9 protein-coding genes and 3 pseudogenes are annotated in these 11,278 nt (G+C 65.4%); 5 read left to right on the top strand and 7 right to left on the bottom strand.

Translation table 11 applies throughout. The features are described 5' to 3' along the window. Together MKL11_RS00910 and MKL11_RS00915 are read right to left on the bottom strand one after the other, a co-directional pair. Nucleotides 1–210 (bottom strand): annotated as a pseudogene (locus MKL11_RS00910) (methyl-accepting chemotaxis protein); the annotation flags it as partial. Then, complete coding sequence (locus MKL11_RS00915) at nucleotides 135–371, bottom strand: hypothetical protein (protein ID WP_243939435.1); 237 nt, start codon at nucleotides 369–371, stop codon at nucleotides 135–137. The pseudogene MKL11_RS00910 and the gene MKL11_RS00915, both read right to left, overlap by 76 nt. Nucleotides 372–435: 64 nt before the next feature. Between MKL11_RS00915 and MKL11_RS00920 the strand changes: the two are divergent. Beyond that, nucleotides 436–863 (top strand): annotated as a pseudogene (locus MKL11_RS00920) (hypothetical protein). Nucleotides 864–1,138: 275 nt separating this feature from the next. Here MKL11_RS00920 and MKL11_RS00925 read toward each other — a convergent pair. The 3 genes from MKL11_RS00925 to MKL11_RS00940 all read right to left on the bottom strand — a co-directional run bounded on the left by MKL11_RS00925 (nucleotide 1,139) and on the right by MKL11_RS00940 (nucleotide 5,945). Then, nucleotides 1,139–1,918: a sugar transferase gene (locus MKL11_RS00925; protein WP_243939417.1), complete on the bottom strand. Its 780-nt coding sequence runs from the start codon at nucleotides 1,916–1,918 to the stop codon at nucleotides 1,139–1,141. A 1,338-nt stretch (nucleotides 1,919–3,256) separates the two neighbouring features. Further along, nucleotides 3,257–3,796: a hypothetical protein gene (locus MKL11_RS00935; protein WP_243939421.1), complete on the bottom strand. Its 540-nt coding sequence runs from the start codon at nucleotides 3,794–3,796 to the stop codon at nucleotides 3,257–3,259. 1,327 nt (nucleotides 3,797–5,123) lie between these two features. Then, nucleotides 5,124–5,945 carry a helix-turn-helix domain-containing protein gene (locus MKL11_RS00940; protein WP_243939423.1) on the bottom strand — a complete coding sequence of 274 codons (822 nt, stop codon included), beginning with the start codon at nucleotides 5,943–5,945 and terminating at the stop codon, nucleotides 5,124–5,126. A gap of 1,252 nt (nucleotides 5,946–7,197) precedes the next feature. Between MKL11_RS00940 and MKL11_RS00945 the strand changes: the two genes are divergently transcribed. Both MKL11_RS00945 and MKL11_RS00950 read left to right on the top strand, forming a co-directional pair. Next, nucleotides 7,198–7,872, top strand: coding sequence for an NYN domain-containing protein (locus MKL11_RS00945; protein ID WP_243939425.1), 675 nt, complete (start codon nucleotides 7,198–7,200; stop codon nucleotides 7,870–7,872). A gap of 30 nt (nucleotides 7,873–7,902) precedes the next feature. Continuing rightward, nucleotides 7,903–8,595, top strand: coding sequence for a hypothetical protein (locus MKL11_RS00950; protein WP_243939427.1), 693 nt, complete (start codon nucleotides 7,903–7,905; stop codon nucleotides 8,593–8,595). Nucleotides 8,596–8,609: 14 nt separating this feature from the next. Here the strand turns inward: MKL11_RS00950 and MKL11_RS00955 are convergent, their stop codons facing one another. Next, the gene (locus tag MKL11_RS00955; protein WP_243939429.1) at nucleotides 8,610–9,002 is read right to left on the bottom strand and encodes a hypothetical protein; all 393 of its coding nucleotides are present in this window, start codon (nucleotides 9,000–9,002) and stop codon (nucleotides 8,610–8,612) included. Nucleotides 9,003–9,091: 89 nt separating this feature from the next. Continuing rightward, nucleotides 9,092–10,105 (bottom strand): hypothetical protein, encoded by a 1,014-nt coding sequence (locus tag MKL11_RS00960; protein ID WP_243939431.1) that lies wholly within the window; start codon nucleotides 10,103–10,105, stop codon nucleotides 9,092–9,094. A gap of 352 nt (nucleotides 10,106–10,457) precedes the next feature. Between MKL11_RS00960 and MKL11_RS00965 the strand changes: the two genes are divergently transcribed. Both MKL11_RS00965 and MKL11_RS00970 read left to right on the top strand, forming a co-directional pair. Continuing rightward, on the top strand, nucleotides 10,458–10,766 hold the full coding sequence (locus MKL11_RS00965; RefSeq protein ID WP_243939433.1) for a hypothetical protein: 309 nt from the start codon (nucleotides 10,458–10,460) through the stop codon (nucleotides 10,764–10,766). Nucleotides 10,767–11,136: 370 nt separating this feature from the next. Further along, a pseudogene (locus MKL11_RS00970) lies at nucleotides 11,137–11,278 on the top strand (thymidine phosphorylase); the annotation flags it as partial.

Consider the following 11,278-nt stretch of genomic DNA (forward strand, 5'->3'; position numbering starts at 1 on the left):
CGAAGACACCATGCCGATGATGCCGCCGACCGCCCGCTCGAAGTTCTCGGCCATCTGGCGCATGCCGGTCCTGCGCTGTTCCTCGGCGTCCAAGCGGGACTCCGCCGTCGCTTCTTCCAGCGCCCTCATGCGGATCAGGCCGTCTTTGAAGATCTCAACTGCCGATGCCATCGCGCCGATCTCATCGCGGCGTTCCGCGCCTGGCACCTCCCGGCTTCCGCTAGGATCAGCGCGCCGGGCCAGAACACCAGGCTGAGCAGGGCGATCGGCCCGATTGGCCGCCCCTTCCACCACGCGATGATGACCGGCAGGAACAGGGCGGGGATCGCCACTGCCAGGAAGGCCCAGAACGCCAGGTCGGATAGGTCCATGTGCAATCCGTAGCTCGTCCTAATGCTACGCTTCTTTCACGCCTGGTGGCACAGTGCCCCCGCTATGCCGATCCGGCCCGAGCACCGCTTCTTCTACCCGATCGACTGGCGCGAGCTGTCGATGGCGATCCGCTTTGGCCGGGCGCAGGGCCGGTGTGAGAGCTGCGGGCGACCGCACGGGCAGATGTCTACCACCTCGGCGACGGGCGCTGGTGGGATGCTGAGGCCGCCCGCTGGCGCGCTGGTTGGGGGCGCCGGATCCGGCTCAAGGCCGGGGCATTGGACGTTCTCGGTCGCGCTCGCCGGACCTATGTCGTCCTGGCCGCCGCCCACCGGGATCACGACACGACCAACAACGCGGACGCCAACCCCGCGGCCTTCTGCCAGCGCTGCCACATGATCCACGACCGGCCGGAGCATCAGAGACGACGCAGGCGCACGCTGTTCCGAAGGAAGGCGATGGGCGACCTGTTCGGCGGCCCCTACGCCTGACGGTGAGTCTTCTTCAGGCTACCATTGGATAGCTGGTGACGTGCCGGGTGATGGGACAACGATACACACCCTGGGGGTTGTAGATTATCAAAGTTTGCCGGCACTGTGCCAGCCTAGCCGTGTTAAGGAACCCAATGATGCATTGGGCCGCCATCGTCCTTGCTGCCTACGCTGTCGGCTTCGTCGAGTTCTGGCACTTGTGCGAGGACGCTCCGCTCATGCGGGACGAGGATAGCGTTCAGCAGGTCGAACAGGACCAGCAGACCCAATCACAGCTACTTGCTGCCGCGCTGTGCGAGGACGGCCGGGACGGTGCGCAGCATGATCTCGATGTCCCGGCGCAGGCTCCAGCGGCTGGCATAGTCCAGATCCAGCGCCACGCGCTCGGCGTAGCTGGTGTCGGACCGGCCTGAGACCTGCCACAGCCCGGTCACGCCCGGGGGCACGGCAAAGCAGATCGCGAACGCCCGGCCGTAGCGGGCGACCTCGGCCTGCACGATCGGGCGCGGCCCGACCAGGCTCATCTCCCCGCGCAGCACGTTCCACAGCTGCGGCAGCTCGTCGAGCGAGGTCTTGCGCAGCACCTGGCCTATGGCGGTGATTCGCGGGTCGTCGCTGAGCTTGTGCGTGGCCGCCCACTCGGCTCGGGCCTGGGGGCTGGCGGCGAGGTGGGTGGCAAGCACGGCCTCGCCGTCGATGACCATCGAGCGGAACTTCAGGCAGCCGAAGCTGCGCCCGTCGCGGCCAAGCCTCATGTGGCGGAAGACCGGCGCCTTGCGGTCCCCCGCCCAGACCAGACCGGCGATCAGCAGCATCAGCGGCAGCAGCAGGAATAGCGCGGTAGCGGCGACACTGATGTCGAACCCACGCTTGGCCGCCCAGTCGAGCCGCAGTCCCCGAGCCACGAACGGCGTTGAAGGCAAAACTGCCTCCACGACCGTCTCGGCCGCCTCGCTTACCTGCACCACAACATGCTCGGTTACCTCGGACATTTCCATAGAATGCTGCGGCGCACGAAACCCAATGGCGGTAGAGAGCTCGGCATGACTCTGCATGGTCTCAAATCCTCGGATGAGGCCAATGGCGGAGGGTTGATGATTGGTTATTAAGGCACTCTTAGCGAAATGAAACTTCGTAATCAAGCTATCATGCAACTTATTCTGATACCTAAGATAGGTTATCGATGTAACTGATTGTATCCAGGGAACCAATTGTGTGATATTAAAACAATTCCTAACAAGGATTTCACATTAGGTATTTTATACTTAGACGCGACATTATATGAGTTTAGGCATAGGCAGCAGCAGTAGCTCCAGATCACGTCATTGTGCACTGCATCTCCATCAACATTCCTTAGGTGTCGAAACTCATCCCAGGGACGCCTGAGTCCTAGGGGGAGGAACGGGTTTGCCGACGCGTGATTGCCTTGTTACCGCATGGCGGGCTTCTGCGCCCGATCGGCGGATACATAAGGGAGATACGCCTATGAAAGCACTGCTCGTCGTCGCGGCCATCCTCGCCCTCGGCAGCCCAGCATTCGCTGCTGAAAGTGGCTCAGGTGGCTCAAGCCGATCAGGGACCGCGAACAGCACCGGTCCGAATGATGCCGGCTCAGGCTCATCACCCGGTGCGTCCGGCAGTGGTCCTTCTACTGGCGGGATGAGCCGCTCTGGCACCACCAACAGCACAGGGGCCAACGACGCCGGGTCAGGCTCGAAGCCAAGCGGGACCAGCGGAACGCCTGGCAACCGCTAAACATCGATCTAATGGGGCGGCCTCACCGCCTCCCCGTTCACGGTTTAACTATTCCGATTGAGTGTGCGGTCGCATCCGCTTGGTCGCGATACGGTCCTGCAGACACCGACCGTTAACCGGATTGTCACTCGCTCGCCGCATGTCGGCGGTAGGCACTCTCGCTCCTGCAACAGCTGAGAGCAGAGCATGACGCGAGCCGACCTCGACAAGCGCGCAGAGCTGACCGTGTGGCCCGGCCGAGGGCCCGCACACGTCGCACAAGGTCACGAATTCCCGACGCTACGCCAAGCTCTCGCGGCCGCAGCTGAGGCCATAGACGCTGAGGATGCGCAGCCCTGGATCATTACGGAGGACGGCGACATCCTCTCGCCCCGTTGGATCAGAGTCAACGCCGGATCAAGCCGCCTACAATAACGGGCCGTGAGCCGGCGCTTGCGGTCTCCAGTCCCGCCGCCGCACCGACCCTCACGCGACTGCCCGGCCGAGGATTCACGGGTGGCCTACGGGGAACTGGCCCGTAGAACGCCTGTCGTCGCATGCTTGCCCGCCGCACACCTTGCGGTGTCGCGAACGCCTCGGGCGCGCCGACGGGAAGAGGTCGGCCTGTAGCAAGCGTAGGAGGTGCTGTCGCCGTCAGATCACCGGTGGCTGAGGACCGTCCATTGCGTCACGACTGACTCGTCGGCCGGCATGTAGGCGTCGACGATGGCACCCTTGCGGTTCACGACGCAGATCATCGCCGCTTCCCGCACCTCGTACATCATGGGACGATCGTAGGTGATGCGGAACAGCACAGGAGCGAAGTAGTCGCCCTTCTTGTCGGTCTTGTCCGCGCCCGCCGACACCGCCTCAACCTGCTTCATGCCGGCCTTACCGGCCTCGCTCATGACGGTGGCCCGGCAGGTATCCACCGTGCGATTGCGGCCCGGTACCTCAGGCAGGGGCTGTCCTATTCTCTGCAGCGCGGCGGAGGTGCCCTTCACCAAGCCGGTACCGGGTACCATCGATAGGACGGTCTGCTCACCAGCCGCGGCCGAAGCTGGTCCAATCGGCGCGATCTGCCAGGGCATCTGCCATGTGGCGGCCGAGCTGTCCGGCGCGGCGGGGGCATCCTGCGCTAGCGCCGGGCCGGCCAGTGCAGAGATCAGGGACACGCAGCAGATCGAACGTAGGGACATCACGGCTCTCCTTTTTGCGGGGGTGAACGAGGGGCCGCGGCATCGAGCTAATCCGTCGGCGCGAGGGCGGGTGGCAGCGTCCAGGGTGCGGACGGCGCAGGAGCAGTTGATGGTACGGGCGAGCGATCGGCTCTCGCCCGGTGCAGAGAAGTATGTGCGACTGTGCCCGCATCGATCCGCGCCCGGACCGCTTGTGGCAGGTTGATGATGCCCGCCGTCTGCTCAGTGTCGCGATACGGCACTCGGGCTCGCGAGGCTGCTGTCGCCGGCTTCGGCCGTCTGAGCGACTGCACGTGTTTCGCTGGTCCGGGGTTCAGGATCGGCGCGACCACGCCCCCGGCGTCGTGGGGCGTCGTGATCGGGCTCGTTCGATCCACCACCTGCCGCGCAGGATCCGGGTTGAGCGTCGCCACGCGTCCGGGCGGGGGCACAGCGGTGATCGTCGGTGCAGAACGACCGAGAACCTCGATCGGAGCCTGCGCCTGGATCGATCGGGGCGGCAGGATCGGCGCAGGGGTCGGCCTCGTCGACAGGGCTCGCGTCGGCCCCGGCTCGGTTCGATCCTGCGACTGTTGCGAGACATCTGGTTCGAGCGTCGCGACCACTGACGGCGGGACCGATGTTCTGACATCCCGGCGTTCAGTGGGCTCGTTCCAGACAGTCGGCTGTTCGTGCATCAGATGAGCCGCATCAAGGGGTGCGCGGCCGATCAGTGGCAGGCGCGGGTCGGCGCGTGGCGGCAGGAACACCGGCTGCTCCGCCGTATCGGCGGGGTTCGGATCCAGGAAGGTGCGTGGTCCGTCTGCAGACGGCGAAACATCCGGATAGTCCCTGGTCGATAGCGGCCCTGTCAGGTGCGGGACCTCGACCCACGACGGGAAGATAGCGGGTGTCGAAGCTTCGACGGGCACGACAGATGTCGTGCGACGCGGCGACGTCAGCAAAATCCAGCTGCTGCGCGGAACAAGCCAGGTCGCGCCGACGGCAATCAGTGCGAGGGTAGAGAGGCAGGAAATCGAGATCGTGGCCCAAGATGACAGGTGGCTGCTAGGCCTAACGACCGTGAGCGGCCGGGCAGCACCGACAGGCTTCAGATCGCCTACAAAGACGGGACCACGCTGTAACATCCTCTCAGAACTGGTTTGAGCAAGAAATAGTTCAAGGCCAGGGTGATTCAGAATCTTCGCAAGCCGAACACGGTTAAAATCGTGCTCGTGCGCAATGCTGATGCAGAATGCTTAAATAGTTTGAGGTGGAGCGTCGCACGACAGGCAATAACCTCGCCTCCATCCCAGCGCCGTTCGTCATACCGCCCGCCCGCAGACCCTCACCGCATGGCTCGGCCAGCCCTACCACCCGCACGGATTCGAGGACGTGTCGCTCGGCCGAGGTCGCCCGCCGCTTGTCGGCAGCCCTTCTTCGGCTCCGTTTTCCCCGATTCTGACAGGACTAGAACTTCAGTAGGCGTGCGCTGCGGGGATTTGCACCCTCCCCCCTGAGGGATGGATCCCTTCCGGGACAGGCGCAGCCAGGCGGTCCACTCGGCCGAGACGATACGGACGATGTTCGGCAGGTTGCGAAACCCCGTGACGGGGCGCTCCTCGACCGTGACCAGCCCGAGCTTGCGCGCCTCGCGGATAGCATTGCGCACGGTGGTCTCGGACACGCCCACGATCGCCGCGACGTGGCCCATGGCCAGCCGGCAATCGCCGCGCCGGGCCGTCTCGGCCGCGACGAGGGCGAGCACGCCTTGCTCGGCGTGGGTGAACTTGGCGGCGAGACCTAGCGGCATGCGGCCAGAGGCGGCCCAGCGGCGGCGGCGCTCCATGCTGGCGCCCGTGCGTGGCCGGGAGCCGACGCCGGGCCTCCTGGGGCTGCTCTGGGGTTTTTCGGTGCTTCCCGAGTAAGCCGCGCTCGCCGGATCCGGCGAGCTCCCCGAAACTGGGGAGCGCAAAACCTGAGTAACGCACAGGTTATGGCCCCGCCGCGGGGCGGAAAGGGTCCGTGCCTCGATCAGCCCGGACAGTGCCTCGGCCTCGGCCTCCGTAACCTTCCCGTCCCCGTAGGCGCGCCAGAGCAGCGCCGTCACTTGGGGCAGGGTGATTCGGCTGGCCGCCTCGATGGCGCGCCTCAACTCGTCGGCAAACATGATCCTCGGCCCCGTGAAAGGGCCGCAACAGGTCGTTCCGGGCCGCCGCAGGGGCGTCCGGTCCACAAGGCAAAGCCTCATCGTCGTCGGAATTGGCGTTCCGACTTGACGCCCGGGGGCGTCTCATGGCTTGTGAGGAGTTGCAGGTGGCCTCACAGGCCCTTTTGATTTCGACGGCCCTCCAGTTTGGCGACTGGGGGGCCGTTGGCTTTTCAGGGGTCGACTTGCGGCGGCGTAGTCTCCTGAATGGCGGCCGCGACTCGCTTACGCGAGCATGGCCGTGACCGCCCATGTCGACCGGGGCGCATAGCTAAGTCAACGCTAGAGCCCGAGCTCGTCGGGTTGCACCGCAGCAGCGCCCCCGCGTAGTTTGGCGCCGATGCCAGTCGGCCGCGTGCAGTCCCGCCGGTTCGCCATCTCGCGTGAGCTCTCAGCAAGACGAGGTCAGCATGGTTGTGACGCGGATTGTCGTGCTGTGTGGATGTGGCTTGGCATTGGGCGGCTGTCTGTCGTCAGCCGGGACCACCGGCTCTTACACAGCCCTGCCAGCAGTAGCGGTGTCCAACTATACCCTGCAGCCCGTCACCGAGCCCGGGCAGCTTCTGAACCCCGATCTGGGCAAAACCCGCGGGGGCGTGAACCCAAACGACGACCTGCTAAAATCTCAACGCGCCAGGGCGGCCTGGCAGGACCAGCGCCCCTCGGATCTCGCCTTACCGCAGTCGCTGTCCGCTCAGGCTGGCAGCGCTGGTGCAGGAGGGGGCACACTCGGCCTTGCGAGCACGAACAGTACGGCAGCCCCGCCCAAGAAGAGCGCTCGACGTGGCGCCGAGGCACAATCCTACAACGCAGAGACCGCGATGGATCGCCTCGAAAGGGACGGTCATCGGGATGCCAAGCCGATCTGCAGCGGCTGCTGAACCTCAGTGACGATGCGCGCCAGCCGAGCAGTACGGCTAAGGTCAGCGTTTGGGAGCAATGGGCTAAGCCGAAGCTCGTGGCCATCCGAAGCGGTTAGCGATCATAGGCTGTCACTAGGCACGATCGCCGCGCGTGTGTCTCACAAGGATGCCCTACCGTGCCTTTGGATCACTTGACGCCGTCAACCGAAGGTTTACGTGACGTTCACGCGCCGGTCTTAAGGTGCGAAAGATAGACGAGTGAGCCGGCCCATTCCGACAAGCCGCGATGCGGCGCGCGAGAGCGCAGGGAGTGAGCCGGCTCCGTCTGTTTTAGGGGAAGGGCGCGGAGGTTGCAGCGGTCGCTCTACGCTATCATGCTTGATGGCGGGTTCCTCACCAAGAAGCTTCACGCCAAACTTGGCCGACACGCTACCGCAGACGATGTGATGTCCGTCTGCGAGCGACTCCAGCGTTTGCCAGAAGTGAGCAATTACGAGTTGCTGCGCATCTATTATTACGACGCCGCACCATCGTCCGAAAGCCTTAAGTATCCAGTTAGCAAAACTAACTATAATCTCTCTACGACAGAACGCTATAGACAGGCACAGAGCCTATTCGATCAGTTGGTACTGAAGCCACACGTTGCATTGCGCATGGGCGAGGTCCGACTATCGCCAGAAAAGTGGAATATTAAACCTCGAGCTGCTCGCGATTTATTGCGTGCGCCGCGCCCCTTGCAAGATGACGACTTCATCCTCGACATTTCGCAGAAGGGCGTGGACATGCGGATCGGCATGGACATGGCGCGGCTAGCTTTACGCGAGATGGTCCGAGCGGTGGTTGTGGTGACAGGAGACTCCGATTTCGTGCCGGCGTTCAAGTTCGTTCGCCGAGAGGGTGTGAAAGTGTTTTTGGACCCAATGGGCTCGAACGTCCGTGTGGAGTTGAAGCAGCACTCAGACGTCGTCCTTGATCTCGACGCTCGCCCTGCGATCCCGGTCGACATAGCTGGTGGCTCAAGCTGAAGCTTCAAAACCACTACTTCACAAGCCGACATGCTGATGACGGGGCACGCTGTGAACGTCGACATTTTCGACTTCTGGGCTGACGTGTCGGGTGACGCTCACGAGCACCCCGCCGATAGAGACGTGCTCGCCCGATCGGATCACGGCTTCGACCTACGGTGCCTGCCCTCGAACGTCGATGGCCGGCTGAAGGACGCGAAGCTGGTCCTTTTGTTTGTGAACCCTGGCATGGATGCCGTTGACCTTGAGGAGGCGACGGATCCTGCGGCCCAGAACAAATACCGTGAGATGCGTGCTGGAACCCGAGAGCTTCGTGGCGCGGAAGATAAGTCCCGTGCCTACAAGTGGCTCGCGCCGATCACCAAGGATTTCGGACCCTGGGAGACTGTCCAGCACAACACCGCGGTCCTAAACATTGCGGCCTATCACTCGCAGGCGTTCAAGAGCCCGCACATGCTTGCTGCCCTGCCTTCTTGTCGTGTCTGCCTCGACTGGGCGCAGACGGTGCTGTTCCCTCAAGCTGAGGCCGGAGAGAGAGTCGTAATCTGCCTCAGGGCGGCGCGGTTCTGGGGCCTGAGGAATGACCGCACGCGCCACTTCGGCAGGAGCCTGTTTGCACCTTCCACGCTGCGCAACGGCCAGATCCGCCAGACGACTGATAGTGAGAGGGCTGAACGCGATACCATCGTCTCTGCGGCGCGCGCTGTATTGGCTACCGGGTGACTGACGGGCCGGCATCAGCGGTTCCCAACCATGTCGAGGAGCGCCACACCGACGGCCGCGATGATGTTGCCGCGACCCCGCCAGGGCAAAACGACGGTCTCCAACATCACCTCCGGCAAGGTGGTCTCGGGAGCCTCTGCCTCGCGGTCCTGGTCGTTGCCGCGCAGCCACGTGACCTGACTGCCGGTGTGGTTCTCGGGCGCGGCCAGTGACGGCTCGGCGTCCCCGCCGTCCTCCAGGTCCGGATCTTCGTCCATGCGGTCGAGCACGGCGATGATGCGGTCCGCGGCGTCAAGGGCGACCTGTGCGGCCGCCTCCAGGCTGGCGCGGAGCGCGCCGCCGGCCAGCGGCTCCAGATCCGGAGCGGCCGGTTTCGGACGCGGGGTGAAGGTGAGCACGTCGCCCATGATCGGTCTCGGGTCGCGATGAAGGGGAGGCCCGGCGGGATCCGGCCGGGGCGGTACGCACGGCGACAGGAAGGGGTGGCGGGCGCCGTTTAGCGCCCTGCCCTCTCAGCCTCAGCGTGGGCCAGCAGCTCACGGGCGAAGGCCGCGGTCTCGTCGGGGTCGCCGTTCTGGATCACTGGCCGGGCCAGCATTTCCAGCCGGGTTTCGCGGTCGCAGGCCGTGGTCGGACAGCGGCGGCGCGCCTCGTCGTTGGCCGTGGTCTCGACGTCGGTCAGGGCATCGCCCAGCCACTGCATCAGCTCACCGGCGACGTTGCCGCGAGCCCGGCTCTGCCAGCAGACTGCATAGGCAACGCCGCCAACGAGGTCCGCGAGATTGTGGAGCGCTTGCAGGTCGTCCATCGTGGCCGACGCGAGGTCGAGCATGCTGACGAGGCTGGTCTCGCGCCGAGACCGCTCCTCGCGGGTCGCCAGGACCGCGCGCAGAGCGTCAGCCACGGTAGACAGGCCCCGTTCGCCCGCCGACGGTACGAGGTCGGTGCTGGTGCGGTTCGTGGCTTCCCGCAGGTACTCAGCGAGAGCCGCGACCCCGGGCAGCGTGCTCGGCCGAGCCGTGAACAGCGCGTCGTAGGCCGCGACCTCGCGCTTGCCTGGCTCGTCAGAGGCGGCCATGGCCTCGGCGTAGCCCGGCGAGTTCGGCGCCATCTCGCCCCACACGTCTGATAGTCGGTCCCACTCGGCGTAGGCGGCGCGGTGCTCCTCGATCAGCGCGAACACTGGGTCGGGGCCGCTCTGCCGGCCGAGCGCAGCCAGGGCCTGCGCCTCCACGCTGCCGGGATCGACCGCGGCCGTCAGCGCCGGCAGGAACAGCTCGGCGCGGACCTTGGCCCTGTGCTTCTGGGCTTCCTCGTGGCCCATGCGCTCGTGCAGGTCCGCGGTTCGCCGCCGGAACTCGGCTCGGGCGATGCCGCGCAGGCGCTGGAGTTCCATGTCCAGGCCCTGCGGGATCTGGGCGAAATTCGTGGGCTTGATCGCTGGCGAAGCCATGAAACCGGGCGGCGGGTTGTGCCAGTCGACGGCGGCCGGCCCGGTGAAGGCGAGCAAGTCCGGATCAGGCCGTCGACCAGATCCTCCGGGTAGGCGACGTCCTCATTCCGCTGGGCGACGTGAGCCTTGAGGCGCAGACCAGCCAGGGACGCAGTCGGCAACTCGGCGATGCGGTCCTCGATCTCGCACAGCTCATCGAGGGCTTCGGCGGATGCAGCCTCGGCGGCCTCGACGCCGGTCCGCTCGCGCCACGCCTGACAGCGCTCAAACCACGCCTGCCAATCCGGCCCAGAGCCGGCCGGCGCGGGCCCAGGGCGATCGTCAGCAGCGTCTGAGACCGCGATCTGCCGCTGAATGGCTTGAGCATAGACATCGCGTGCCGCCTCCCATTCCCGGACAGTCGTCGGCCATGCCGGGCGTAGCTTCCCTGTCAGCTCAACCGCTCGCGGTTGCTCCCCCACCGACCGGGTTCTCAGCCGACCCTGCCGCACAGCCGCAGCAGGAAGCCAGCCCCTACGCGCAGATCGGCAACGCCCTGAAGAGCATCGCCGGCGGCCAGCAGAAGCAGGGCCAGCAGAAGGCCGGCGGAATGGCAGGGGGCGAGGCACCGGGCGGCCGGCCGATCTCGCTGCAGCAGGCGAGGGCCATGTTCGACCCGGGCAAGTTCTACGGGATGCTGCGAAACGCCGGGGTGAGAGGCCAGGCGCGGGGATCGTAGGTCTGGGCCGCGCTGTGCGGGCATAAGCTCAAGATGGCGGCCGCTGTGTCGAGTGACGAGGACCCATGAGGCGGCCACGAACGGTGCTCATCCGGAACAGGACAGGGGTGCAGAGGCGGGGTTATTCCGCCTACAGACCAAGGCACCCGTAGTCATGGGTCGTGCCGGACGAGCCGATCCGCACTGGGGTGCACAGGTGTGCAGAGAACATCTTCGAGCGTTCCCGAGCAGGCGCGAACGTTGGAGAACGTCCGCGCGGCTTCGGCCTGATGCACCTTGCTTCGATCGGCTTCGGTTTGAGAACGCAGGTCGCGGTGACAGGGGTCCCGGCAGCTTCAGTGCGTGTGGTGTGATACCACCTAGCTTATGGCCGCTGGACAAGCTCGCCAGCATCCCGGGCTACGACGCCACCCCGGGGCTCGACACCTTCCGCAAGGTGGTCGGCCGGGTCGGCTGCGCGATCATCGGCCAGACCGCCGAATTGGCCCCGGCCGACCGGCGCCTCTACGCGA

The organism is Methylobacterium sp. J-077 (genome assembly GCF_022829365.1).
Lineage (GTDB): Bacteria > Pseudomonadota > Alphaproteobacteria > Rhizobiales > Beijerinckiaceae > Methylobacterium.

Coding starts and splice junctions, on each gene's coding strand:
- MKL11_RS00915 (WP_243939435.1), bottom strand. CDS start 371: ATGGACCTATCCGACCTGGCGTTCTGGGCCTTCCTGGCAGTGGCGATC.
- MKL11_RS00940 (WP_243939423.1), bottom strand. CDS start 5,945: ATGTTTGCCGACGAGTTGAGGCGCGCCATCGAGGCGGCCAGCCGAATC.
- MKL11_RS00950 (WP_243939427.1), top strand. CDS start 7,903: ATGCTGATGACGGGGCACGCTGTGAACGTCGACATTTTCGACTTCTGG.
- MKL11_RS00955 (WP_243939429.1), bottom strand. CDS start 9,002: ATGGGCGACGTGCTCACCTTCACCCCGCGTCCGAAACCGGCCGCTCCG.
- MKL11_RS00935 (WP_243939421.1), bottom strand. CDS start 3,796: ATGTCCCTACGTTCGATCTGCTGCGTGTCCCTGATCTCTGCACTGGCC.
- MKL11_RS00965 (WP_243939433.1), top strand. CDS start 10,458: ATGCCGGGCGTAGCTTCCCTGTCAGCTCAACCGCTCGCGGTTGCTCCC.
- MKL11_RS00925 (WP_243939417.1), bottom strand. CDS start 1,918: ATGCAGAGTCATGCCGAGCTCTCTACCGCCATTGGGTTTCGTGCGCCG.